The sequence below is a fragment of the Chloracidobacterium sp. N genome (assembly GCF_018304765.1).
Lineage (GTDB): Bacteria > Acidobacteriota > Blastocatellia > Chloracidobacteriales > Chloracidobacteriaceae > Chloracidobacterium > Chloracidobacterium aggregatum.
Genome location: NZ_CP072643.1, coordinates 990564 through 1013395, shown reverse-complemented (window position 1 = coordinate 1013395; position 22832 = coordinate 990564). Strand labels below are relative to the sequence as shown.

Annotated in this window: 21 protein-coding genes; 11 read left to right on the top strand and 10 right to left on the bottom strand. The window is 60.6% G+C overall.

The window, feature by feature from the left end:
• The first annotated feature begins 291 nt into the window (after positions 1–291).
• Positions 292–504: a DUF2281 domain-containing protein gene (locus J8C05_RS15195; protein ID WP_014100854.1), complete on the top strand. Its 213-nt coding sequence runs from the start codon at positions 292–294 to the stop codon at positions 502–504.
• 160 nt (positions 505–664) lie between these two features.
• Here the strand turns inward: J8C05_RS15195 and J8C05_RS15820 are convergent, their stop codons facing one another.
• Together J8C05_RS15820 and J8C05_RS15190 are read right to left on the bottom strand one after the other, a co-directional pair.
• Positions 665–865, bottom strand: coding sequence for a zinc ribbon domain-containing protein (locus tag J8C05_RS15820; protein ID WP_459543854.1), 201 nt, complete (start codon positions 863–865; stop codon positions 665–667).
• Positions 840–1856, bottom strand: coding sequence for an RNA-guided endonuclease InsQ/TnpB family protein (locus J8C05_RS15190; protein ID WP_459543853.1), 1017 nt, complete (start codon positions 1854–1856; stop codon positions 840–842). Before J8C05_RS15190 ends, J8C05_RS15820 begins: the two co-directional genes overlap by 26 nt.
• Between J8C05_RS15190 and J8C05_RS15185 the strand changes: the two genes are divergently transcribed.
• The 5 genes from J8C05_RS15185 (at position 1846) to galT (ending at position 5789) form a co-directional block, all read left to right on the top strand.
• Complete coding sequence (locus J8C05_RS15185; protein ID WP_343316679.1) at positions 1846–2229, top strand: type II toxin-antitoxin system PemK/MazF family toxin; 384 nt, start codon at positions 1846–1848, stop codon at positions 2227–2229. The genes J8C05_RS15190 and J8C05_RS15185 overlap by 11 nt on opposite strands.
• Before the next feature lie 427 nt (positions 2230–2656).
• A complete protein-coding gene (locus tag J8C05_RS15180) occupies positions 2657–4426 on the top strand; it encodes a sodium:solute symporter family protein (protein ID WP_211423579.1) in 1770 nt (589 codons plus the stop codon).
• 28 nt (positions 4427–4454) lie between these two features.
• Positions 4455–4667: a hypothetical protein gene (locus J8C05_RS15175; RefSeq protein ID WP_241823010.1), complete on the top strand. Its 213-nt coding sequence runs from the start codon at positions 4455–4457 to the stop codon at positions 4665–4667.
• On the top strand, positions 4664–4846 hold the full coding sequence (locus J8C05_RS15170) for a hypothetical protein (RefSeq protein ID WP_014100849.1): 183 nt from the start codon (positions 4664–4666) through the stop codon (positions 4844–4846). Before J8C05_RS15175 ends, J8C05_RS15170 begins: the two co-directional genes overlap by 4 nt.
• Complete coding sequence (gene galT, locus J8C05_RS15165) at positions 4812–5789, top strand: galactose-1-phosphate uridylyltransferase (protein WP_211423578.1); 978 nt, start codon at positions 4812–4814, stop codon at positions 5787–5789. The genes J8C05_RS15170 and galT overlap by 35 nt, the downstream gene beginning before the upstream one ends.
• Before the next feature lie 11 nt (positions 5790–5800).
• Here galT and J8C05_RS15160 read toward each other — a convergent pair whose 3' ends face one another.
• From J8C05_RS15160 to J8C05_RS15150, 3 genes are read right to left on the bottom strand one after another with little or no spacing between them, the layout of a single operon-like run.
• Positions 5801–6187, bottom strand: a complete 387-nt coding sequence (locus tag J8C05_RS15160) for a winged helix-turn-helix domain-containing protein (RefSeq protein WP_211423577.1) — start codon at positions 6185–6187, stop codon at positions 5801–5803.
• A complete protein-coding gene (locus J8C05_RS15155; protein ID WP_211423576.1) occupies positions 6177–6785 on the bottom strand; it encodes a hypothetical protein in 609 nt (202 codons plus the stop codon). The genes J8C05_RS15160 and J8C05_RS15155 overlap by 11 nt, the downstream gene beginning before the upstream one ends.
• Positions 6786–6805: 20 nt before the next feature.
• Positions 6806–7597 carry an enoyl-CoA hydratase/isomerase family protein gene (locus J8C05_RS15150; RefSeq protein ID WP_211423575.1) on the bottom strand — a complete coding sequence of 264 codons (792 nt, stop codon included), beginning with the start codon at positions 7595–7597 and terminating at the stop codon, positions 6806–6808.
• Between the two features lie 116 nt (positions 7598–7713).
• On the opposite strand from J8C05_RS15150, the gene J8C05_RS15145 reads away from it, so the two are divergent.
• Positions 7714–8208 (top strand): hypothetical protein, encoded by a 495-nt coding sequence (locus J8C05_RS15145; RefSeq protein ID WP_211423574.1) that lies wholly within the window; start codon positions 7714–7716, stop codon positions 8206–8208.
• 44 nt (positions 8209–8252) lie between these two features.
• On the top strand, positions 8253–9047 hold the full coding sequence (locus J8C05_RS15140; RefSeq protein WP_211423573.1) for a TylF/MycF/NovP-related O-methyltransferase: 795 nt from the start codon (positions 8253–8255) through the stop codon (positions 9045–9047).
• A gap of 39 nt (positions 9048–9086) precedes the next feature.
• Here the strand turns inward: J8C05_RS15140 and J8C05_RS15135 are convergent, their stop codons facing one another.
• The 3 genes from J8C05_RS15135 to J8C05_RS15125 all read right to left on the bottom strand — a co-directional run bounded on the left by J8C05_RS15135 (position 9087) and on the right by J8C05_RS15125 (position 12578).
• On the bottom strand, positions 9087–9950 hold the full coding sequence (locus tag J8C05_RS15135) for an SDR family oxidoreductase (RefSeq protein WP_211423572.1): 864 nt from the start codon (positions 9948–9950) through the stop codon (positions 9087–9089).
• 125 nt (positions 9951–10075) lie between these two features.
• Positions 10076–11575 carry an aldehyde dehydrogenase family protein gene (locus tag J8C05_RS15130; RefSeq protein ID WP_211423571.1) on the bottom strand — a complete coding sequence of 500 codons (1500 nt, stop codon included), beginning with the start codon at positions 11573–11575 and terminating at the stop codon, positions 10076–10078.
• A gap of 193 nt (positions 11576–11768) precedes the next feature.
• Positions 11769–12578, bottom strand: a complete 810-nt coding sequence (locus J8C05_RS15125; RefSeq protein ID WP_211423570.1) for a CbbQ/NirQ/NorQ/GpvN family protein — start codon at positions 12576–12578, stop codon at positions 11769–11771.
• A 181-nt stretch (positions 12579–12759) separates the two neighbouring features.
• Between J8C05_RS15125 and J8C05_RS15120 the strand changes: the two genes are divergently transcribed.
• Positions 12760–14844 (top strand): M61 family metallopeptidase, encoded by a 2085-nt coding sequence (locus J8C05_RS15120; RefSeq protein ID WP_211423569.1) that lies wholly within the window; start codon positions 12760–12762, stop codon positions 14842–14844.
• Positions 14845–16439: 1595 nt separating this feature from the next.
• Here J8C05_RS15120 and J8C05_RS15115 read toward each other — a convergent pair.
• Positions 16440–19613: a TonB-dependent receptor gene (locus J8C05_RS15115; RefSeq protein ID WP_211423568.1), complete on the bottom strand. Its 3174-nt coding sequence runs from the start codon at positions 19611–19613 to the stop codon at positions 16440–16442.
• Between the two features lie 350 nt (positions 19614–19963).
• Complete coding sequence (locus J8C05_RS15110; RefSeq protein ID WP_211423567.1) at positions 19964–20902, bottom strand: CAP domain-containing protein; 939 nt, start codon at positions 20900–20902, stop codon at positions 19964–19966.
• A 184-nt stretch (positions 20903–21086) separates the two neighbouring features.
• Here J8C05_RS15110 and J8C05_RS15105 point away from each other — a divergent pair, with 184 nt between their 5' ends.
• Both J8C05_RS15105 and J8C05_RS15100 read left to right on the top strand, forming a co-directional pair.
• A complete protein-coding gene (locus tag J8C05_RS15105) occupies positions 21087–22343 on the top strand; it encodes a M20 metallopeptidase family protein (protein ID WP_211423566.1) in 1257 nt (418 codons plus the stop codon).
• 143 nt (positions 22344–22486) lie between these two features.
• Positions 22487–22822, top strand: coding sequence for a hypothetical protein (locus J8C05_RS15100; RefSeq protein ID WP_058865986.1), 336 nt, complete (start codon positions 22487–22489; stop codon positions 22820–22822).
• Positions 22823–22832 lie beyond the last annotated feature (10 nt).

Genomic DNA, 22832 nt, shown 5'->3' with positions numbered 1-22832 from the left:
AACCGTCCCTGTCGTTGGAAAATGTCATGTGACCGCTGAGCTTACCGCGTCCCTCCACGTAACAACAACGAAAATGGCTTTTGGCCGCTGGGACTGAATCCGCTAACGTGTGCCGACCAACAGTAGCAACTCCATTCACCCACAGCCGGCGTGCGTTTTTTCGGCCTGACGCGCCGGTTTGACAGGACATGTCTGACGTTTGACCCAGTTAATCCCCACCTACGCTACCCAGAGGCTTTGGTATAAAACAGTTCAAAGGAAACATTCCCTTTATTTACAGGAGAACAGATCATGGCATTCGATGAAAAAGTTTTCCAATCCGTGCAAAAACTTCCCCGGTCACTCCAGGAAGAGTTGCTTAGCTTTATCCAGTATCTTCTCGTCAAGGCAGAGCAGCAGGAAAAGCAGGAGTGGGGAGCTTTGTCGTTATCTTCAGCCGTGCGGGATATGGAGGATGAGCCTGCGTTATACAGCACGGCAGACATCAAGGTAAGTTTTGTATGAAAAAAGCGGGGCAGGTTGTCGTCTTTCGTTTTCCACAAGCTGATCTGGCAGAAGGGAAGCTAGGACCTGCACTCCTGTTGGTTGACATACTCCCCTGCCTAAAGGCAGGGGATTCTTGTTCTTGGTTCTGCGAGCGCACTTACTTCATCAGGTTGCCCCTCTAAAGCAGCGGTGCATTCTCCCCAAGCGTTCCCTCTTTCGAGGCAGTTCCCTTTTGCCCAAAGGTACTGTTTTGCCACTCCATTCCCAAGATGCTTAGTCCCTTCTTGAGGATGTTCAAAGCCGCATTCTGGTCTCTGTCTAATTCAAATCCACATTTAGGACAACTATGGGTTCTAGTGGATAGGGTTTTTACTACCATAATGCCCACAGTTACTACAGTCCTGTGTGGTGTACTGCGGCGGTACGCTGACTACTGCCTTGTCCCACACCTTGCCGTAGTAGTCCAGCCACGCAGTGAATTGAGACCAGCCAGCATCATGAATGGATTTGGCAAGATGATGATTTTTGACCAGGTTCTTCACCTGCAAGTCTTCATACGCCACGACATCGTGAGATGCCACCACGCACCGTGCCTGCTTAATTGCCCAGTCTTTACGCTGGCGTTGGACTTTCAGATGCACTTTGCCCAGTCGCTTTCTTTGCTTGTGGTAGTTCTTGGATTGGGATTTTGCCCCCTTTTTGAACTTCCGACTTAATCTGCGCTGGTGTTGCTTTAACCTTCTTTCGCTACGCCTCAAAAACTTAGGACACTGTACAGGGTTGCCGTTCTGGTCGGTGTAGAAAGCCTTCAAGCCCAAGTCAATGCCAATCACATTGCCTGTGTATGCTCCCTGCTCTTTGCGCTCCACATCCAGGCAGAACTGGGCATAGTACCCATCTGCCCTGCGTATCACCCGCACCCGATTGATTTTGGAGTTCAGGATATGGTGTCTTGCCTCGCCGTTGCAATACAGAGCAAAAGTACCAGCACCGAAGCCATCGGTGAACGAGATAGTCATCCCATCTTCTGACAGCTTCCAGCCCGATACCTTGTATTCCACAGAACGGCAATGCTTCTTAAATTTGGGATACCCTTTCTTGACCGCCTTGTTTCTGCAGTTGGTATAGAAACGGGAGATGGAAGCCCAAGCCCGTTCTGCACTTGCCTGCCTTGCCGCTGAGTTTAACTTCCTGACAAAGGCAAACTCTTTGGCCAGGTCTTTGCAGTGGGCATAGAGAACAGCTTTGTTTACGCCCTTGTTGTCCATCCAGTACCGCACACATTTGTTTCTGACAAACTGTGCGGTACGGATGGCTTCATCCAGAGCCTGATACTGCTCTGCTGTCCCTTTTAGTAGCTTGGCTTCCATTACTCTCATACTGCTATTTTATCACAGGTTTGGCTTGATAAAACAGCGTGCGCCTTATATCCCTGCCCTAAAGTGTAGGGCTTTACGGCGTTTTTTCGGTAAACTTCCTGGCGAGTATGACGACTGGCTGATTTGCATGATTTCATCCCAGACGCGGCATTATCTTGCAGGATTTGATGAAGTGGTTCGGGAAGGTGATGAAGATTTTGAACAAAGTGGCTTGAAGGTAGCGAGTGTCATCCGGGCAGGGCGCCTGGCTGTTGTGTCGGGCGACCTGCTTCTTGGTGCAATTGGTGAAATTTCACGGGAGCGTTTGGAGCGTGTAAGACAGAGTATAGCGAAGTGGTTATTAACAATGCAAAATGGCGGCTGAGAGCTTATCCGAACAACCCAGTGGCACGGAGAGGGATCAAGCCACAATCGAAGTGAAGAAAGGCCAGTGTTGCTCAGGCTTCTTCTTTCAGGCCCGGCCGGAAAGTAGCCGAGTTGCGCCGGAAGCGCGGTGGTCACCCATCATCTGTCAGCGTGCCTCGTACTGCCGTGCAGCAGGCACGTGCCACCCCGGCAGCCGCATCCCCCCGCCCTTCCGGGCTGCGCTCAATCGGCCGCCCTCCGCATCAGCTTCTTCAGCTCTTTCCCGGCATACCGATCAACCTCGTGGATTGGCAGCGCCGCTTCAGTGAAGAATGATGTTGGCCACGGGGATTCGAATTCGCTAACGTGTCCTGACCGACAGTGACAAATCCCTTCACCACAGCCGGCGTGCATTTCTTCGGCATGACGCGCCGGTTTGACAAGACATGACCGACGTTCGACTGGCCTGGATTGACTACGTCCTGATGGCGATTTACTTCGCCTTCGTCATTGGCATCGGCGTGGCGCTCAAGCGTTTCATGCGTTCGAGTACCGACTACTTTCTGTCGGGCCGCGCCATTCCGGCCTGGGTTGCCGGACTGGCATTCATTTCCGCCAACCTAGGCGCGCAGGAAGTCATCGGCATGGGCGCTTCCGGCGCGAAGTACGGCATTGCCACAAGCCACTTCTACTGGATCGGGGCCATTCCGGCGATGGTCTTTGTGGGTGTTTTCATGATGCCGTTTTACTACGGCTCGCGGGCCCGCTCCGTGCCGGAATACCTCAAGCTGCGCTTCGATGAAAAAACCCGCGCCCTGAACGCCATTTCCTTTGCCGTGATGACGGTGTTTTCTTCCGGCGTGTCACTGTATGCCATGGGCAAGCTGTTCCGGCTGCTGCTCGGCTGGGATGAAGATGCCAGCATGCTCGTCGCCGCTGGCATCGTGCTGGCCTACATCTTCCTGGGTGGGTTGACGAGCGCCATCTACAACGAAGTCCTGCAGTTTTTCCTCATCGTCTTTGGTTTTCTGCCGCTGGTGCTGCTCGGGCTGAAAGACGTTGGCGGCTGGGAGGGGCTTCAGGCGCGCCTTATGACGCACTCCGTGACGCAGGGCTATGCACCGACAGCCTACACGCAGTCCTGGGCGTTTATGGGAGACGCCACGCGCAATCCGGTTGGCGTCGAGTGGTTCGGGCTGGCGATGGGGCTTGGCTTTGTGCTGTCGTTTGGCTACTGGTGCACGGATTTTCTCGTTGTGCAGCGCGCCATGGCGGCCGACTCCATGACGGCGGCCCGCCGCACGCCGCTCATTGCCGCCATTCCCAAGATGCTGTTTCCCTTTCTGGTTATCCTGCCGGGGATGATTGCCCTGACTGTCGAGCCGCGCCGGGAAGCGACGCCAGCGGCGACCGTCGCCCGCGTCGGCATCATCCCGGCCAAGACAACTGATGCTGGCGAAGTGCTCCGCGACACCAACGCGCGCCCGGTTATTGACTACGACCTGGCCACACCGGCCATGCTGGCGCACTACCTGCCGGCCGGACTGCTCGGCCTGGGGCTGACGGCGCTGCTGGCGTCGTTTATGTCCGGCATGGCGGGCAATGTCACGGCGTTCAACACGGTGTGGACGTATGACATCTATCAGAGCTATTTCAAACGCGACGCCAGCGATGCGCACTACCTCTGGATGGGCCGCGCCGCCACCGTCGGCGGAATTGCACTCTCGGTAGCGACGGCCTACGTGGCTGCGGCCTTCAACAACATCATGGATGTGCTCCAGCTTGTGTTTGCCTTTGTCAATGCGCCGCTGTTTGCGACGTTCCTGCTGGGGATGTTCTGGAAACGCGCCACGGGACACGGCGCGTTCTGGGGTCTGGTGGCGGGCACGCTGGCAGCCGCGTTTCATCACGGGATTTCCCTGCCTGAAGGAGCTACCGTCGGCGTCAAGGGGGGCTTTTTCGGCGTCCTTCTGTCGCCCTACCGCAGCGAACTGGCCCAGACCTTCTGGACGGCCATCATCGCGTGGACGGTGTGCTTCACCGTCACCATTGCTGTGAGCCTGGCTACGAAACCGCGTCCCGATGAAGAACTTACCGGACTCGTCTATGCCCTGACGCCCAAGCCGACGGAAGAGGCAGCCTTCTGGCAGCGTCCCGGAACGTTGGCCGTCGTCGTCCTCATCGGTACGCTTTTGCTCAACCTGATTTTCTTCTGACCATCCTTTTCTGGAAGGGGCCTTTTGTATGAGCGGTGGCATCGGACTCGACGTGCGCCTGCCCATCGGAATCATGTTCGCGTTGATGGGTCTGACGCTCGTCCTTTACGGCTGGATGACCAATGGCGTCCCCGGCTTCTACGACAAATCGCTGGGCATCAACATCAACCTCTGGTGGGGGCTGGTGATGACCATCTTTGGCGGCGCGATGCTTGCGCCGGCGCTGTTCAAACGACGATGACCGAGACTTCCACCATACCACCGGAACCCACCATGACGCGGCAGGTCATCATCAAGCCTGATGGCCGGCGGCTCATCTTCTATACCTTTGCGCAGCCGACCGAAACGGCGGATGCCGCGCGGCGGCCAGACGAAATGACACCCAATGTCGGAGCTTCGCTGGAACCCTCTGCTGGGTGAGTGGACCATTACCGCCACGCACCGGCAGGAGCGCACGTTTCTGCCGCCGGCAAACTACTGTCCGCTGTGCCCGACCCAACCGGGCGCTTTTGAAACCGAAATTCCGGCTCCGGCCTTCGACATCGTGGTTTTTGAGAACCGCTTTCCGAGCTTGCAGGCTGTGCCACCACCGCCGGCCATTGAAGGCAGTGCGCTCTATCCGGTACGGCCGGCGCAGGGCATCTGCGAGGTTGTGGTCTATACCGACCGCCACACGACGACGCTGGCCGAAGAAAGCGTCGAGCGCATCCGGCGGCTCATTCTCGTCTGGTGTGACCGCTTTGCCGAACTTGGCGCGCGGGAAGAGGTGGCTTACGTCTATATCTTTGAAAACAAGGGCGAAGCCATCGGCGTCACGCTCCACCATCCGCACGGGCAGATTTACGCCTATCCGTTCATCCCGCCGCGCGTTGCCCGCCAACTGGCGCAGTCCCGGCAGCACTGGGCGCGCACCGGACGCGACCTGCTGGGCGACATCCTGGCGGCCGAACAGGCTGATGGACGGCGCATCGTCTGCGAAAATGAGGCTTTCGTGGTGCTCGTTCCCTTTTTTGCGCGTTACCCGTATGAAACGCTGCTCGTGCCCAAACGGCCCGTTGCAGCCATTGTGGATTTCGATGCGCACGAGCGCCACCAACTGGCCGAACTCCTCAAGACCCTGCTCGTTGGCTATGACCGGCTCTTTGGGTTTTCCCTGCCGTACATCATGGCACTCCACCAGCGGCCGACCGACGGGCAGGATTACCCTTACGTCCGCTTCTACATCGAGTTTCTGCCGCCACACCGGACGGCGGCCAAACTCAAGTATCTGGCCGGGAGTGAAAGCGGCACCGGGGCCTTCATCAACGACACCATCCCTGAAGAAACCGCGCCACGGCTGCGCGCCTGCTGCCTGGAGCGGTAAGCGGAGACCGTTTATCTGGGCCGAACAACCCGGTGGGCATGCCGCAGAATGGCTTCCATGTGGCTGACGTAGTCTTCCAGGGCCGTGCGGCCGGTGGCCGTCAGCCGATACCTCGTGTGGGGCATCCGTCCCCGAAAGCCCTTTTCACAGTGCAGATAGCCGGCCTCCTCCAGACGCCGCAGGTGGACGCTCAGATTGCCGTCCGTCGTGGAGAGCAGTCGCCGCAGCTCCGTAAAGGACAGGTATTCGACTCCGGCCAGCGCGCACAGGATACCCAGCCGCAGGGGTTCGTGAATGAGCTTGTCCACGCCCTCGCAAACCACCTTGGCCGCCGAGACGACGGCTTTTGGCGGGGCGGGCAGAGGTTCTGGTTTGTTGGCTTTCCGTTTAGCCGCCATACTTTCGCGCAATAACAAGTCCGAAGCCGACGTGGAGTGCACCAAACCCAAAGGCCATCGCCCAGTGTGTCATGGGCAAGGGGAGAAACAGCGTGACGCTTCCCAGAAGCAAAAACGCCAGGCCCAGCAACGGCACGACGCGGACGGAAAAAGCCCCGGCTGCCGTGACGCCGGTGCCATAGAGCAGCAGCCACGTGCCAGGCAGCAAGTCATACGCGCCGTGCCTGACCAGCACCACTGAGAGCAGGCCGCCCACCACCAGTGGCGGGACAAAAGCAAAGAAAAAGCGGCGCGCTGCCGCCGAAGCCAGCGAGTGATCCTGCCGACGCGCCTTACGCCACATCGTCGTTGCGCCAATGGTCAGCGCCAGAATGGCTTCCCCAATCCACACCAGCAGCCAGCGCCAGAGCGTCGGCTGTACGGCCGCCAGAACGACGGCGACGTGGGCCGTCAGCCCGACGGCCACCATGCCCCAGCCGGGCACAGCCGTAAACAGCGTAGCCCGCTCCATGGTGTCACGGATGAAGCGCAGGTTCGCTTCAGCCCGCTCATGGAGCGTCACGGTCGGATTGCTGTTTCGCAGCGGCGTAGCAGCCATGTTCACATGCGTTCCAGGCTTCAGCGCCCGGTAAACACCGGCGGTCGTTTTTCGATAAATGCGGTGACGCCTTCCCGGAAATCGTGCGTTGTCGCGCAGGCCGCCTGGTGGTCGCGTTCATGGTTCAACTGCGTGGCGAAGTCAGCATTCTTGCTGCTACGCAGGAGGGCTTTTGTCCGGGCGATGGCCTGGGTCGGAGCAGCAGCAAACTGTTGGGCGCATAACTGAACCGTGTTGGCAAACTCGGCATCAGCGACCGTCTGATGTACCAAACCGATGGTTTTGGCCTCTCCGGCCGGAACCGTCCGTCCGGTCAACATCAAATCCGTGGCGCAGGCCCAACCGACAACGCGCGGCAGGAGAAACGTCCCCCCACCGTCGGGAACAAGGCCAATCCTGATGAACGCCTGGGAAAAGCTGGCGCTCATGGCGGCGATCCGGTAGTCGGCGGCCAGCGTCAGGCTCATGCCCAACCCATGCGCCGGGCCGTTGATGGCGGCAATCACCGGCTGCGGCAGGTTGTACAGCGCCAGCACCATGCCGTTGACGCGCTCGATCATGGCCGTGACGGCTTCGGCAGCCGTTTCCGGGGCCGCCGCCAGCATGCCACGGATGTCACCACCCGATGAAAAGGCCCGGCCAGCGCCTGTCACCACCACAGCCCGGACATCCGTTTGCCCGGCAAGCCCGGTAAACACCTCGGTCAGCTCACCGATCATGGTCTGGTTCATGGCGTTGAGTGTGTCCGGACGGTTGAGCGTCACCCGCGCAATGGCGTTCTGCGTCTCCACGAGGATGGTTTCGTAGGCCATGCCTGAGTCTCCCTTGGTTATGAAAGTTGCGTTTGGCCTACATAGCCCAACCGACTATAAAAACACAACCAAAGGCACAGCCTTTGCGCCTTGCAGCAAAGTGGGTCTTCAGAAAAATGTCACCAACCTTGCCCTGCCAGCCACGCCGGCTGACCGTCCTCTTGTTCGTTGCCGGGCAGTTCCTGTCGCGTACCACCGTCATCTTCGAGGACAGCCGACTTTGGCTTTCGGTCGGCACAACCTCGGAATGCGACATCCTCGTGACCGAACCGGACTTTCCCCAGCTTGCCTTTCAGATCAACTGGCATCCGGCCCGCGAACCGCTGTTGTACGTCCACCCGGCTGTCGTCTGGCTTGACGGTCAATGCCGGCAGGCAACGCTGACCGAGTCCATTTTTCCCCTGGGTGCCCATACCGCCGTCCGTCTGCATGGCACGCGGACGGTCTTTCTGGTACTGCGTACCGATGGCACTGACGTTGACGGGCAGGACTGGGACGGGCAGAACCGGGACGGGCAGGACTGGGCTTCAGCCGTCAGATGGCTCTTTGCCGACCCGGCTGCCGACCGGTTTCAACCGGCAGACGCAGCCAGCCGGGCTGTTCACCCATAGTCATGTCATCCGGCAGACCTACCACTTCAGGAGAAACATCCAGGATGAAACGCATCGTCCGCCAGCTTATCCGACGAACAGGTTTTGACATCGTGCGCTACCGAAGCGCCCCTCCCAAGGCCGCCGGTCCGGCCGAAGTCAAACCTGTTTTCCCACCGGATTTTGACCCCGAAGCGATTGACATCATCCAGGCCGTCCAGCCTTACACCATGACCAGCATCGAGCGCATCTTTGCGCTGATTCAGGCGGTCAGATACATCGTCCAGGCCAATATCCCCGGCGATATTGTCGAGTGTGGCGTCTGGCGGGGGGGCAGCATGATGGCCGTTGCACATACGCTCCGGCGTCTCGGCCAGGACAAGACGAACCTCTATCTCTTCGACACGTATGAGGGCATGACGAAACCGGATGCCACCGACGTGGACTATACCGGTCAACCCGCCTTGGTCGAGTTTGAGGCCACGAAAAGAGGTGAAGACAGCTCTTCCTGGTGCTATGCCCCACTCGAAGAGGTTCGCCAGAACATGGCCAGCACCGGCTATGACATGAGCCGGGTCAAATTCATCAAGGGCAAGGTCGAAGAGACACTTCCCGGTTCAGCGCCAGACCGGATTTCGCTGCTGAGACTCGACACCGACTGGTACGAATCCACCAGACACGAACTGACCCACCTGTTTCCCCGGCTCTCCACGGGGGGCGTCCTGATTGTTGATGACTACGGGTACTGGCAGGGCAACAGAAGAGCCGTAGATGAGTACCTGGCAGAACATGGCTTCCACCTGCTGCTCAACCGGATTGATTTCACGGGACGAATCGCCGTCAAGTGTACTCCCGGCTGAGGCAGGGTTCGGCCAGAGGGCGACGGATTCAGCCAGTCGTCATCCGGCGGGAGAAGCATCAGATTTCCTGGGGCGAAGCGCCTCGGCCAGCGCCTGGAACTGGTCGCGTGGCAGCATCGTCAGGGTATTGAACGACTGCCCCATCAGCCATTCGCCGCCGTCCATGGTCACACACTCCCCGTTGATGTAGCTGGCGGCGTCGCTGACCAGATAGGCCGCGAGGTTGGCCAGTTCGGGTGGCTCGCCGAAGCGACCCGTTGGGTTGCGGCGTTTGCCTTCTTCCTCCATCCCCGGCAGCATCAGGCGCGACCACGCCCCTTCGGTTGGGAACGGCCCCGGCGCAATGGCATTGAGCCGAATCCGGTAGCGCCCCCACTCCACCGCCAGCGAGCGCGTCATGGCCAGGACACCGGCCTTGGCGCACACCGAAGGCACGACGTAGGCCGCGCCGGTCCAGGCGTAGGTGGCCACGATGTTGAGCATGCACCCACCCTTTCCCTGGGCAATCATGTGTTTGCCCACGGCCGACGTACAGTGAAATGTCCCGTTGAGCACGATGCCCACCACGGCGTTGAAGGCGTTCGGCGACAGGGTCTCGGTCAGCGCCAGAAAGTTCCCGGCGGCATTGTTGACCAACACATCGAGCGTGCCAAAGCGCGCGATGACCTCATCCACGGCGGCAGTGACGCGGGTGGCATCCCGGACATCAGCGCCAACGGCCATGGCTTCCCTGCCCTGCGCCTCGATCTGTTGCACGACTTCGGCCAGCGGTTCAGGCCGTCTTCCCAGCACGGCAACCCGGGCCCCCAGTTCGGCAAAACGCAGCGCCATGACGCGCCCCAGGCCCGTGCCGCCGCCGGTGATGAGAATGTTTTTCCCGGCAAGCAATGTGGTTTCAAACATAACCTGTGACTTTCACAAACAGGACAGGAAGGGAACAATCTCTGGAGATTGGGGCAGGCGGTGCGCCCACCTGCCCCACTGTGTTATCTGCCAGCAGATGACTGGCAGTACCTGACTGGCAAAGGTCAGAGCTTGATGCAGACCGATTTCGTTTCGGTGTAGGCGTTGAGCACAGCGTGGCCCATTTCACGCCCCCAACCCGACTGCTTGTAACCGCCGAAGGGCAGCGCAGCATCAAAAACGTTGTAGCAGTTGATCCACACCGTGCCGGCCTTGATTTCGGCCGCCAGGGCGTGGGCCTTGCTGATGTCGCGCGTCCAGATGCCGGCCCCAAGCCCATAGACCGTGTTGTTGGCGCGGGCGCTGACTTCCCGGATGTCCGAAAACTTCATCGCCGTCACCACAGGACCGAAGATTTCTTCCTGCACGACCTTCATATCGTCCCGCACATCGGTGAGCACGGTAGGCGCGACGAAGTAGCCTTTGTCACCCACCCGCTGCCCGCCGGCGATGGCTTTGGCACCATCCTTTTCACCGGATTCAAGGAAGCCCGTCACCCGCCGGAGCTGCGTCTCGGACACAAGCGGCCCCATCTGGGTTGCCGGATCGAAGCCCTCACCGACGCGAATCCGCCTGGCAATTTCACCGACGCCGGACACGACATCATCAAAGATGTCTTCTTCGACGAAAAGCCGCGAACCAGCCACACAGCACTGACCATGGTTGAAGAAGATGGCATTGGCCGCACCTTCAATGGCAACCGACAGATCGGCGTCCTTGAAGACGATGTTGGGTGACTTGCCGCCAAGTTCGAGCGTGACCTTCTTGAGGTTGCCGGCTGCCGCCTGCACGATGAGCTTGCCGACTTCCGTCGAACCCGTAAAAGCCACCTTGTCCACGTCGGGATGGGCGGCCAGGGCTGCCCCGGCCGTTTCGCCGTAGCCCGGCACGATGTTGACCACGCCCGGCGGGAAACCAGCCTCCAGGATGAGTTCACCCAGCCGCAGCGCCGAAAGCGGCGTTTCTTCGGCCGGCTTGAGCACCACCGTACAGCCCGCCGCCAGCGCCGGGCCAAGTTTCCAGGCCGCCATCAGCAGCGGGAAGTTCCACGGAATGATCTGCCCGACAACCCCCACCGGCTCCCGCAGCGTGTAGGCCAGATAGTTCCCGCCCGGCACAGAGAGCGGAATCGTCTCGCCTTCGATCTTGGTGGCCCAACCGGCCATGTAGCGGAACAAATCCACGGCCAGCGGCACATCCGCTGCCCGCGACACCGTCAGGGGCTTTCCATTGTCAAGCGTTTCGAGCTGGGCAAACTCTTCCAGATGCTGCTCAACCAGGTCGGCCAGCTTCCAGATGAGCCGTCCCCGCTCGGAGGGTGTCATTTTGCGCCACGGGCCTTCCTCAAAGGCACGCCGGGCTGCCTTGACGGCCAGATCAATATCCTCGGCATTACCTTCGGCCACATGGGCGAGAACTTCTCCGTTCGCCGGGTTATAGACTTTGAACACTTGACCGCGTTTGGCCTCGACCCACTGACCGTCAATCAGCAGGTGATGCGTTTTCTCGACAAAGGATTTGACTTCAGGCGCAACTTCGTACGTCGCGGTAGCTGGTGCACTCATACGCGAAACTCCTTGATCGTAAGCGTGGGGGAAAGTTTGAAGGCTGGGACCCGACAGGGTGAGTAAACTTACACTTTCCGGGGAAAAATGCAAAACCTTTTGAGTGCATTCCGCTGACGCAACATGACGCACAGCGTCGCAAGAACGCAGCGCGTCATGTCAGCCGGCTTACCTTATGGTGCAGGAACAAGGGCTAAATGACGGTGGTGACGATTTCCTGGATACTCCGCTGAAGGTCACGGTCATCCGTAATGGGGTTGACGATGGCCACGGTGCAGGCGCTGACAGGAGCAATCCCCCCCCGGATGAGTTGCGCGGCATAGACGAGCAGGCGTGTGGACACGCCTTCTTCAAGGCCATGCCCGCGCAGGTTGCGCACTTTCTGCCCAATCGTCACCAGATCGCGCGCCGTGGATTCATCCACCTGCCCCTCGTGCGCCACAATCGCCACTTCAGTGTCAAACGGCGGGTAGTCAAACTCGATGGCGACGAAACGCTGCCGGGTGGATTGTTTCAGGTCCTTGAGCACACTCTGGTAGCCCGGATTGTAGGAAATGACGAACTGAAACTCATCCGGGGCTTCAAGGACGACGCGGCGTTTTTCAACCGGAAGGATACGCCGGTCATCGGTGAGCGGGTGAATGAGCACCAGCGTGTCCTTGCGGGCTTCGACGACTTCATCCAGGTAGCACATGGCGCCATGCTTGACGGCCAGGGTCAGGGGGCCGTCGTGCCAGACAGTTTCTTCCCCCTCCAGCAGGTAGCGGCCCACCAGATCGGTTGCCGACAGGTCTTCGTGACAGGCCACCGTCACCAGCGGACGTTTGAACCGCCAGGCCATGTGCTCGACAAACCGGGTTTTGCCGCACCCGGTCGGGCCCTTCAGCATGACGGGCAGCTTGGCCTGATAGGCAGCCGTAAACAGTTCGATCTCGTTGCCGACCGGCAGGTAGTAAGGCTCTTTTTCAAGGATGTACTTCTCGATGGCGCGTTCGGTGAGCATGCGTTCCTCGAAGAACTTTCTCGCGGCACTGGGCAGTGACCCCGGCAGGACTGGGGAAACGCAGTTTTTCACAGCCGCTTGGGCAACGTCCACCAACGACTGTAGGCCATTGGCAGCTTGACAATCCCGGTGTCATCAGGCATCCGTCGCGCCGGTCATTCTGTTCACATCAGGTCTGCCAATGATGCCTTTTTCCGTTCGTACGTTTCGTGTCCGGTCATTACCCCTTCGACCGGCAGGTTTTCCGTCGCAGCTTCTGCTCTGGTTTTTTCTGCTCGGCTGGACGCCGCTGCTGGCCGTGGCGCAGCCGACGGTGGACTACCGCATCACCATCAGCGCGCCCGGCGACGACGAAGCGCGCATCGAAATGACGATTCGCAACCTTGACGGACGCGAAACCCTGGATGTCGCCCTTCCGGCCTGGACGCCGGGTTCCTACGAAATTCTCAACCACGCCAAACATCTCTTCGAGTTGACGGCCCAGGGCGCCGAGGGGCAACCGCTGCTGCTGCGGCGACGGGACAAACAGACCTGGCGCGTCCGATGTGCCGGACAGTCCACGGTCATCCTGCGGTATGGACTGCTGTGCGACCGCCAGAGCGTGGATTCCAACTGGCTCGGCCCGGATTACGGGCAGCTTGCCGGTGCAGCCACGTTGCTCTACGTCCCGGATGGACGACACTGGCCCACAACCCTTGCCTTCAACCTGCCCCAAGGCTGGCAGGCCGCCCTGCCGCTGCCCCGCCGCACTGACCAGCGTTACACGGCTGAAAGCTATGACGCGCTCATTGACGCCCCAATTGCGGTTGGCAGGTTGACGCGCCTGGAGATTTCGGTACGGAACAAACCCATTGCCATCGTCACGACGCGCCCGCCCAAAGACCCGGCCGGGTTGCAGAAGGTGGTGAGAACCATCATTGAAACCTACGCCGACCTGATGGGCGGCCTGCCCTTCGAGCAGTACATGTTCCAGTACCTGCCCTTCGCCGACGAAGACGACGAGCGGCTGGAAGGCCTCGAACACGCCAACGGAACCCTCATCAACTACGCGCCGGAAGACCTGCTTGACCAGCCGCAGGCAAAAAACTGGCTGGTGGTGACGGCGCACGAGTTCTTCCATGCGTGGAACGTCAAACGTCTCAGGCCACGGGAATTTGCGGACTACACACTTGACCGCGAGCTGTACACGCCGCAGTTGTGGTTTGCCGAGGGTGTCACGGAATACTACGCCTGGCGCGGGCTGCGGCGGGCCGGACTGATTTCCGCGGCCGATTTCGATGAAGCCATCCGCAGCGCGCTAACCTATCTGGCCAACAACCCGGCCGCCGGGCAGGTCAGTCTGGCCGAAGCGTCCATCGGCACGTGGCTGACCGGCACGAGCAGCTTCGAGGACATCCCGCTCGATTACTACCGCAAGGGTTTTATCGTCGGGCTGCTGCTCGACATTGAAATCCGCACCCGTACGTCAAATGCACGCGGTCTCGACGACCTCATGCGGCAGCTTATGCGGGATTTTCCGCCCGAAAGCCAGGGCTACCGGCACGAGGACATCATAGCCACGGCCAGCAAGTTGGCTGGGACAGACCTGGAAAGCTGGTTCCGGCGCTACGTGGAAGGAACGGACGAGCTGCCGCTGGAGACGGCCCTGAACCACATAGGCATGGCCATGCTGGCCGAACCCATGACGGAACTCGATTTCGGCTTCGAGTTGGAAGCCACGCCGGCCGGACTGGAAATCGTCGAGATTGATCCCGATTCGCCAGCCGGGGAATCTGACCTCGAAGAAGGCGACCTGCTGCGCACCGTGGCCGGCAAACCCGTCCGCAGTGAAGCCGATTTTGCGGCCGTGCTGTCCACCCTTCAGCCGGAGAAACCCGTCAGGCTGACCGTTCTGCGGGAAAAAACGCCCTCTGACCGTCACTGTGACGCCGGAGGTCATCACCACGCTCGATGTGGCCGTCGGCCCCCTGCCCAACCCCACCCCGGCCCAGAAGGCTCTGCGGGTGGCGTTGCGTGGCGAGTGAAAAGCCTCGCGTCAGGGCTTGAAGCTCTCCTCGCAGCGCCGGATGTCATCAGCGGTGAGCGGAATGTCCCGTGGGAGAATGGTGACGTGACCGTTCCGAATCGCCACGTTCGGACGGAAGCATTCCACATATCCAGGCGGCGGGCGGCGGAAGTGCGCCATAAGGTCTCCCGTCGCCTGTCGGTTGCGGGCGATGACGTAATCGTTCAGACCATGCTCGTCTATGACGTTGACATGGGGTAACACCCACGCCATGACACCGACCGAAGTCTGGGTTACGACCGGATAGGCATCATCCCGCACCTTTTCCCCAACCGCGCGCGGCGGCAGCACCTGCATCAGAAACAGGTGAAAGCCTTTGTGTTCCTGGTGGCGCATGCAGGCCGCATGGTCAATGAGCCAGAACTGCAAGCGGTCGTACAGACGGAAGTACGCCAGCGCAACGTTCGGCAGGGCGGGAAACCGCTGCGCCAAGGCGTCGGCGACGGAAACCTTCAGGTAACTGGTTTCCTCGCGGGTGCGTTTGTCTCTCGCCGCCAGCCAGTGCGTCCACGGAATGACAAGGGAGGCGGCCAGAAAGAGCGCCAGAAAGATGAGGGCAGAGCCAAGCCGTACCTGAAGCGCATTCAGCATCCAGAGGGCACTGAGAAAGATGAGTGGCAGCAGGTGGCTGTACACGCGAAACTCGAAGTGGTCACCGCCGATGACCAGCGTGTAGTAGGCCACCTGCACCCCCACACTGAGTCCGATGATGCTCCAGCCCAAGACGCTTTCCAGATGCGCCGGATGCTCCCGCAGCCAGCCCATGATGAACTGGCGACGGCGTATCCCCACCCAGACCGTCGCCAGCGCCAGCGCGATCCAGAACCACAGGGCGTACTCGATGATGAAGGAAAGCGCATACCGCAGACCGCTCATCACCCAGAGCCAGCGCGGGTCTGATTTGGCATAGTGGGTGTTGGGCAACCACTCACCGTAAAAGGCCTTCCGCCAGAGCAGATGCACCGGAACCAGCACTAGGGGCGTGACGGCGAGCCAGTCCGCGGCGCGCCACCGGCCCTCCCGACACCAGGCATCGGCGGCAAACAGGGCCACTGAAGCCAGGGCAAAAAGCAGCCCATCGGGACGGGTCAGATAGACCAGAGACGCCAGGGTGGCCACCCCAGCCAGACGTATGGGTGTTCCACGCGGCAGCCACCACCAGGCCAGCATCCAGGCCAGCAACAGCGCGTTGAACAGGGCTGTTTCAAGACCCGAACTCGTCCAGGCAAGGAACGTCCGGTTGCTCAGCAGGCCGATGAACACCGCCACCAGCAGGGCGTGGCGTCCGGCAGCCAGGGAAGGCCGTAGCGGGAGCCGCAGCACGGCCACGCCGGTCAGCACCAGCGTCAGCGCCGCACAGGCCAGCGCAAGGTAGTTGGCGGCCGTCGGCGGATCAAAGCCGGTGACCTTCCAGACCCCCGCGAGCAACATCACCCACAGAAAGCTCGTGTAGCCCTCGACCGGCCGAAAGGGCGGCGGGTTCCACACCAGCCCGTAACCAAGCCGGTAGTTGCTGACATAGCGAAAAGCAATGTAGGCGTCATCCGTCAGAAACCAGAAGGTTTTCCAGCCAATCACCAACGCCACCAGCCCCGCCAGAAAGATCACAACGGTCAGCATTGGCGAACCGGCGACGAGCCGATAGGACATAGGGTGAATCGCGTCTGGCGTCATGCAGGCAGGCCATGACCAGTGGAAGGCAGCTTGTCAAGCAGCACTGAGCAAATACTCGCCAAAAAAAGACCCCGTGCAGCATGTGTGGCTGCACGGGGCGTCGTCACCAACCAGAGGACGACTCAGAAGGAATAACGCAGAGCAAACACGATGCGCCGGTTGCCGCCGTCGGTGCCCCACTGGTTGAGGAAGGCTGCCGAAGTGCGGATGGCGTTCGGAATCCCAAAGTTGCGCGTGTTCGTCATGTTGAAGAAGTCCACCCGCAACTGGATGTTATGCCCTTCCACGATGCGCGTATTCTTGGCAATGCTCAGGTCAACGTTGCCAATCCCGTCGGCGCGCAGAATGTTGCGCCCGGCATCACCAACGCGCTGCCCCGGACGCAGCGGTGCAAAGAGGCTCGCGCCCCCGGCCCGCAGGATTTCAGCCACCGTCAGACGGCTGAGGTTGCGCGTCGTGTTGAGGTTCGGACGGATGGGATCACCCACCAGCCCGTTGATGCCGGCCAGGGATTGCAGCGGGTCGGAACCGTTGAGCACCGTAAACGGCGCGCCGCTCTGGAAGGTGATGAACCCGGAGGTCTGCCATCCACCAAGCAAGCGTCCGACAGCCCCCTGCTGTTCACGGAAGAACGGCAGTTCATAGACGAAGTTGCCCGTCAGGCGGTGCGTCCGGTCATAGCTCGACACGGCGCGGTCGGCCCGGCGGTTGAACGAATCCTGCGGAATGGCAATTTCACCCGTCGAGGGGTTGAAGATTTCCGAAGCCTCGTCAATGAACTTGCTCCAGGTGTAGTGCACACCGGCGCTGAAGTTCCGGCTCAGACGCTTGTCCACGCTGATCTGGAGCGAGTGGTAAATCGAAGAGGCCGCATTGGCGCGTGAGCGGACCGTGCCACGGGTCGGGTCAATCCGAACATTCGGATCGGTCGCCGTCGGCGGGGTCGTCCGGGGACGGTTTGGGTTCCCGTCAATTGTCTGGAACAGCGCCGTGCCTTTCGTCCCAACATACGCGACACGCATCACAACGTCGCGCGTCAACTCACGCTGCACTTCAAGGCTGAACTGCTCAGAAAAAGGCGAGCGAAAATCCGGCGCAACAATCGTCGCCGCCAGCAGGCGGGGATTGCCGCTAAAAGGCTGTACGGCGCGCAGCGCGGCAAAAGCCCCATTGGAAGGCAACGTTACCGTTGCGGCAAACGGTGACGCCGTGCCGACGTTGAGCGCGATGTTGAGGAAGGAAGCATCAAAGGTCCGGGCGTAGCCGCCCCGCACCACCAGCTTGTCGCCGCCAGTGATCGCGCCCCAGATGCCGCCGGCTTCCGTGCGTGGATTCCAGTTGAAGCCAAAACGCGGCTGGAAGTTGTTGGTGTCGCGTCCGGGACGTTCCTGGAGACGGAAGTTCGGGTCGTTGCCGTTGGCCGCCACAATGCGATCATTGAGGCGGTAGAGGTTTTCCATAGGATTGCCCGGCGTCTCGTAGCGCAACCCGTAAGTGATGGTGAAGTTGGGCCGGATGCGCCACTCATCCTGCCAGAAGGCGAAAACATCCGTGAAGTCATAGTACTGAATGGCCTGTCCGCCGCGCAGCGGCAGGTTGATCTGGGCAATCTGGGCAACATCGTTGACGAAGTTCTGGAGCGTGGTGTACTGCAACCGTCCGCGAATCGTCGGGAAGAAGAAGCTCCGCACGTCCCGGTTGGTCACTTCCACACCGAACTTCATGGTGTGATTACCCACCGTGTAGGTCATCACATCCTGAAACTGGTAGGTGTTGTTGGTGCGCGCCTGCGGCAGGTTGACCGCCAGACCGATAGCCGTCCGGCTGGCTGCGGAGTTGAAGCCGAGCATCCCCAGCGAGTTGATCTCGATGGACGGGATTTCCTGGGAAGATGGGTCGCTGGCATTGGTGACAGAGTTGAAGCGGTTGTACGCCGCGCGAAACTCATTGACCCAGCGCGGCGAAAAAATGTGCGTCCAGGTGAGATTGAGCGCCTGCTGACGGGATTTCACGCGGGTTGTCAGCCCCGGCGGCGTCACCTGTCCAAAACCTGCCGAAAGCTGGTCGTTGAACAGAAAACTGCCCGAAATCCGGTTACGCTCGTCGAACTGGTGGTCAATCCGGGTGGACCACTGCCAGTTGTCAAACTTCTGCGATGCCGAACCGGTCAGCGAACCCAGCGGCACGGTAAAGGTCTGATTGCCAATGGTAAAACTCTCGCTGCGGCCAATCGGCGCCTGCGCTGCCGGGAGAAAGCGCAGCAGGGCGGCCACCTGGGGACGGTTTCCGGCCGCCGACTGCAACACCTGCCGGCCGGCTTCCGTCGGCGCGCCGTTCAGCGTGAAGCCCGAACCCAGCGCCCGGTCGGTCCACCGCTGAAGCGTCCCGAAAAAGAAGGTTTTGTTGCGCCAGATGGGTCCGCCCAGTGAGCCACCGATGCGGTTTTCGACGCGGAAGGGGGCTTCCGTCCGCCCGGCCCGCTTGTCGAGGTTGCTCCGTGCATTGAGCGCGTTGTTGTTGTTGAACCAGAACAGCGAACCGTGAAACTCGTTCGAGCCACTCTTGGTGACCATGTTGACCACCGAACCGCTGTTGCGTCCGAACTCCGGCGCAAACTGGCTCGTGATGATACGCACTTCCTGAATGAGATCAGGGTTGTTGAGCGGCTGCTGCACGCCGGCCACGCTGGGGTCGTTGAGGTCCTGTCCGTCCACCATGAAGTTGTTGGAGCGGACGCGCCCCCCGTTGGACGAAAAGCTGATGCCGTTGGCAAACCCGGTCTGCCCGGAAGCGAGCTGACTGACGCCCGGAACGGACAACAGGATGTTGTACACGTTGCCATTCGTCGCAAACGGCAGGTTCATCAGCCGCTGGGAGTCAAAACGGGTGCTGACTTCAGCGTTCGTGGTGTTCAGAATCGAGGCATCACCCGTGACCGTGACCACTTCCTGGGTCGCCGCGACTTTCAACCCGATCTCCAGCACCGCCACCTGGTTGACCAGCAGTTCAATGCCCTGCTGGACATACTTGGACTGTCCGGTGGCTTCCACCGTCAGTTCGTAACTCCCGATGGGCAGACTGCTGAAACGGAAACGTCCGTCGCCATCCGTCTGGGTCGTGCGGGTCAGCCCGGTACGGACGTTCCGCACGGTAACGGTCGCATTGCCAACCACAGCCTTGGATTCATCGGATACCGTCCCGGTGATCGTCCCGGTGTCGAGTTGGGCATAACCTGCCGTCACCAACCCGAACACCAGGACGACGGCGTACACCAGACGACTCATCCAGTTCGTCATACTGCTTTCTCCTCTCTGCTGCGCAGAAAACCACCCGGCTTGTTATGGCTGCCGGTTTCGTTGAGCCAGAGACAAGCAACTTCGATGCCACAGTGCTGTTACCTTCCAGGCCGTGGCCAACCCGGCCCAACAGGGCCACTTCTCCGGCCCCGCCCCACCGGAGAACAACCCACGGCAAAGAATGCAAAATTTTGTAACGTCTGTCTTTAGCGCAGCCGCCACGGCAGCGTGCGGCCCTGCCAGAAGGGAGAACGGAAATGAAGCACCACGCCGGGGATGTGAAATTTCCGGGTGGTATCCAAAAACTTGGTTTCCGCCCTACGAAAATTTCACTGACGCCCCATCCGACGTTACTCAACCCGGAAGCAGAGACTTCCCGCCGGGAAGGGTTTGCCCCTGACGCCGCGCTGTACGAAGACGAGCGCCGTATAGACGCCCGGCTCGCGCTTGGGAAACGACAGCTCGAATTTGAAGCGCCCGCCAGCGCCGACTTCGATTTCGCCGGTCGTGCCGTCGGTATATTGCGAACCGTCGGTGAGGCGGGGTTTGAGCATGCGGGAGGTTTCCGGCAGGGTGTAGGGGCGCGGCTGGCGGAGGCGTTCCAGCGTCAGCGGCTGGGGCAGCGGCTCGTGATATACCGTGGCGGCATAGAAGGCATACGCATCCGGGTTGAGTACCTGCCCGACGACATTCAACCGGTCTCCCGGCCGGGACTGGGTGGGCAGCGGTTCAAAGCGGATGTAGCGGCTCAGGAACTCCTGCGCCAGACGCAGCTCCTTCCCAACCACGGCCATGCCCAGACCCACGTGGGTATGCTCCGGGTTGAGAATCGTGCGGCGATGGCCGTCATTGGGCGGGGTTTCATCGTGCATGGACTGCTGGAGCTGGAGAATGGCTTCCCTGACTTCGGCCGTGCCGGCACGCGGCGACAGCCCCGAAAGCATGGAGACATTTTCGGCGCAGTAGTCCGTCCCACCCCGCAGCCCATAGCGCATGTAGGGCAGGAAGCCAGCGCGGTTCCAGTGGCTCAGGTAGTTGTACTGTGCCATCTCCTGCGCATGGGCTTCGGCAACCTGACCGGCAAGGTCGTCGAGTGCGACGGGCGGCGCACCGGCCCGCGCGCGCTGGGCGTTGATCATGTCCAGCAGTTCGCGCCGGATACGGGCGAAGTCCACCTTGGTTTCATTTGCGGTTTGCGCCCCGGAAGTGTCCGCCGCCAATTCGGGGCGCGCCCCAGGCAGCACCACCACCAACACCAGGAACCACCAGCCGGCCAACGTGTACCGCATGCCTTCTATGACCTCCCTGCGCTGCGCGTCCAATCCAACCTGCGCTGCGCGTCCAGCCCAAGCGGACTGACCGTTTTCGCAAAGTATGATTTCCAACGGGCGCAGGTAAGATTACCATTGGACTATTTCTCATGAAACTTCTCCGAAATGCCGTTTGAAATCGTGAATCACCGTTTGCAAGACCATGCCTGATGACGCTGTCACCACTTCCACGCACCCGCGCTCGTTCGATTCGGTCAAACACCGTGACCGGTATGTGGCTGATCTGGTAGCCCACCTCGAACCCCGGCTCATTGCCACCCGGCGCGAGTTGCATCAGCACCCGGAACTTTCCAACCGCGAAGTCCGCACGTCGCGGTTTCTCCTGCACCGGCTGCGCGAAATTGGCGGCTTTGAACTGCGCACCAACGTCGCCCACCACGGCATCGTGGCCACCCTCCACGGCCGGCAACCCGGCAGGGTCGTCGGCATCCGGGCCGATATGGATGCCCTGCCCATTGACGAACCACCGGGACTGCCCTTTGCCTCAACCGTGCCGGGGGTGATGCATGCCTGCGGCCACGACGTTCACATGACGGTGGCCTTGGGTACGGCAGAGGTGCTCGCACGGCTGCGCCAGTACTTCTGCGGTACCGTTCGCTTTTTCTTCCAGCCGGCCGAAGAAGGGCCGCCGCCGGGCGAGGTGGGCGGGGCCAAGCTGATGCTGGACGAAGGCGCGCTGGAACCCCAGCGCCCGGACGCCATGTTTGCCCTACACTGCTACCCGCCGCTGGCCGCCGGACAGCTTGGCTACAACGAGGGCGTGATGATGTCGAGCTGTGACCGGTTTACCATCACCGTCCGAGGGCGCATGGCCCACGGGGCCTATCCGCACCGGGGCGTGGATGCCATCGTCGTGGCTTCGACCATCGTCATGATGCTTCAGACCATCCGCAGCCGGATGATTGATGCCCAGCAGCCGATGGTGTTGACGGTCGGACGGATGCAGGGCGGACGGCGCTACAACATTGTCGCCGATGAAGTCATCCTGGAAGGCACGGTACGGGCTTTTGACGAAACCGTGCGGACCGAAACTGAGCACCTGATTCACCAGATTGTCTCAAATGCGGCAGCCGGCAGCGGAGCCAGTTGCGACATTCGCTATGAGCGGCTCGTTCCACCACTGGTCAATGATCGGGCGCTGGTGGAGCAGATGCTGCCGACGCTCCGGCGGGTGGCCGGGGACGAGCGCGTGATTGAGCATGCCCCACGGATGGGTGCCGAAGACTTTGCCTATTTTGCCCGCGCCGTGCCGGCGATGTTTTATTCGCTGGGTGTTTCCAACCACACGGCCGGCATTGACGGAGACATTCACACCCCCAGATTTGCAGTGGATGAAGTGAGTATTGCCGCTGGTGTGCGGGCGATGTCCGCGCTGGCACTGGATTTTCTGGCAGCCTAGTCAACGGCGGCCCTGACCTTTGAGAACGCCCCCTATCCAGCAACCGTCCCCCAACCCGACAACGCACGCATGCCGACGACAGCACGACTTGCCGACAACCACTGATGTGCCGCCTGCTCCGGGTGGACGTATGAGGTGTGGCCATGAACATGCAATTCTGGGAGGCAACCTTTCCCAAGGCGGAAGCCCTTGCGGTGGGCGGACTTGAATCTTATGCCTTTGCCCTGCTGGCACGCTGGAAACAGGCCCTGCAGGACGGTTTTGTTGTACCGTTCTGCGAGAAAAAAGCCCGCTCGGCCCGGGAGGCGCTCGAAGAGCAGGGATTTCTCATTGTGGGGTCGGTCGGTACGCTGGTCGTCGGCATGAATCACCTGATTATCCTGGCGGTGGGCAGCCTGGAGCGCTCCGACAACTACTGGAGTGTCAACGTCACCCCGCTGTTCCCGGAGGAATTTCATCCGCCGGCTTATCCGTGCTGAGCCGCGCCAC

Coding starts and splice junctions, on each gene's coding strand:
- J8C05_RS15195 (WP_014100854.1), top strand. CDS start 292: ATGGCATTCGATGAAAAAGTTTTCCAATCCGTGCAAAAACTTCCCCGG.
- J8C05_RS15820 (WP_459543854.1), bottom strand. CDS start 865: ATGGTAGTAAAAACCCTATCCACTAGAACCCATAGTTGTCCTAAATGT.
- J8C05_RS15190 (WP_459543853.1), bottom strand. CDS start 1,856: ATGGAAGCCAAGCTACTAAAAGGGACAGCAGAGCAGTATCAGGCTCTG.
- J8C05_RS15180 (WP_211423579.1), top strand. CDS start 2,657: ATGACCGACGTTCGACTGGCCTGGATTGACTACGTCCTGATGGCGATT.
- J8C05_RS15175 (WP_241823010.1), top strand. CDS start 4,455: ATGAGCGGTGGCATCGGACTCGACGTGCGCCTGCCCATCGGAATCATG.
- J8C05_RS15170 (WP_014100849.1), top strand. CDS start 4,664: ATGACCGAGACTTCCACCATACCACCGGAACCCACCATGACGCGGCAG.
- galT (WP_211423578.1), top strand. CDS start 4,812: ATGTCGGAGCTTCGCTGGAACCCTCTGCTGGGTGAGTGGACCATTACC.
- J8C05_RS15160 (WP_211423577.1), bottom strand. CDS start 6,187: ATGGCGGCTAAACGGAAAGCCAACAAACCAGAACCTCTGCCCGCCCCG.
- J8C05_RS15155 (WP_211423576.1), bottom strand. CDS start 6,785: ATGGCTGCTACGCCGCTGCGAAACAGCAATCCGACCGTGACGCTCCAT.
- J8C05_RS15150 (WP_211423575.1), bottom strand. CDS start 7,597: ATGGCCTACGAAACCATCCTCGTGGAGACGCAGAACGCCATTGCGCGG.
- J8C05_RS15145 (WP_211423574.1), top strand. CDS start 7,714: ATGTCACCAACCTTGCCCTGCCAGCCACGCCGGCTGACCGTCCTCTTG.
- J8C05_RS15140 (WP_211423573.1), top strand. CDS start 8,253: ATGAAACGCATCGTCCGCCAGCTTATCCGACGAACAGGTTTTGACATC.
- J8C05_RS15135 (WP_211423572.1), bottom strand. CDS start 9,950: ATGTTTGAAACCACATTGCTTGCCGGGAAAAACATTCTCATCACCGGC.
- J8C05_RS15130 (WP_211423571.1), bottom strand. CDS start 11,575: ATGAGTGCACCAGCTACCGCGACGTACGAAGTTGCGCCTGAAGTCAAA.
- J8C05_RS15125 (WP_211423570.1), bottom strand. CDS start 12,578: ATGCTCACCGAACGCGCCATCGAGAAGTACATCCTTGAAAAAGAGCCT.
- J8C05_RS15120 (WP_211423569.1), top strand. CDS start 12,760: ATGATGCCTTTTTCCGTTCGTACGTTTCGTGTCCGGTCATTACCCCTT.
- J8C05_RS15115 (WP_211423568.1), bottom strand. CDS start 19,613: ATGACGAACTGGATGAGTCGTCTGGTGTACGCCGTCGTCCTGGTGTTC.
- J8C05_RS15110 (WP_211423567.1), bottom strand. CDS start 20,902: ATGCGGTACACGTTGGCCGGCTGGTGGTTCCTGGTGTTGGTGGTGGTG.
- J8C05_RS15105 (WP_211423566.1), top strand. CDS start 21,087: ATGCCTGATGACGCTGTCACCACTTCCACGCACCCGCGCTCGTTCGAT.
- J8C05_RS15100 (WP_058865986.1), top strand. CDS start 22,487: ATGAACATGCAATTCTGGGAGGCAACCTTTCCCAAGGCGGAAGCCCTT.